The following is a 1,005-nucleotide window of genomic DNA, read 5'->3' on the forward strand; positions in this document are numbered from 1 at the left end:
CATGGCAATCGCAATGGCGCGTCCCTTCTGGTGGTCCGGTACCATACGTGCGGCGTAACCGGCCAGCAATGCCCACAAGAGCCCGGCGGACACGCCCGCCAGAAAGCGTGCCACCATCGTCAGGGGATAGCTGCCGGAAAATGTCGTGACGGTATTGGCAATCGCGAAGCCTGCAAGCGCCGACAACAGTAATGGACGCCGCCGCATACCTTGCGTGGCCGCCGTCAGAGGGATAGCGGCAACCAGAGAACCGATGGCATAGAAGGTGACGGTCTGGCCCACCCAGGCTTCGGACACCGCAAGGCCTTGTGCCATTTGTGGTAATAGCCCCGCAGGCAGGGCTTCGGTCAGAATAGTGATGAACGCTGCCGTGGCCAACGCCAACAGTGAGGCCAGCGGTAAGCGCTCAGGTTTGCGGGGTGTCATTGTGCTTCCCCCAGCGCCCCGTACACCGCATCACGCAGATCGGCCACGAAACGGCCCGACATGCCTTCGTACAGCGTATTGGTAAATGCCACAACGCTCAGACCCCGCGCACGATCGACAAACCAGGCATGGCCGTAAGCGCCCCCCCAACGCCAGGTTCCCGGTGATTCTGGCGAATCCGCCAACCGGGGATCGCGTAACACCGAAAACCCCAGGCCAAAGCCGAACCCCGGCGCATTGGGCAGCTCCAGTCCGTGGGTTTGGTCGCGCCCCATCTCCTCAATCAGGGCATCGGGCAATAGCGCACCGCCGCCCTGACGCAGGGCTTCGAGCAGGTAAAGGAGATCTCTGGCGGTGCCGGCCATGCCTGCGCCGCCTGAAGGGAAGGCTTCAACATCGAAGATGCGCGCCGGGCTATAGGTAATACCGACAGCGCCCTCAAAGGAAGAAACGGTTTCGCCTTCAGCCAACCGATGGGGCTGTGTGGTATCACTCACATAGGCCGTCGCCACGCGTTGCGCATTGTCCACGACGAAGCCGGTATCCACCATGCCCAGCGGGCCGGTCACGAGTTCACAT

Annotated in this window: 2 protein-coding genes; both read right to left on the bottom strand. The window is 62.3% G+C overall.

From position 1 onward, the window contains the following. A partial coding sequence (locus J5224_RS29950; protein ID WP_264628695.1) for an MFS transporter occupies positions 1 to 426 on the bottom strand: 426 nt, incomplete at its 3' end. Next, on the bottom strand, positions 423 to 1,005 hold a 583-nt coding region (locus J5224_RS29955), incomplete at its 5' end, for a serine hydrolase (protein WP_264628696.1). The genes J5224_RS29955 and J5224_RS29950, both read right to left, overlap by 4 nt.

The sequence above is a fragment of the Candidatus Symbiopectobacterium sp. NZEC135 genome, from assembly GCF_025962695.1.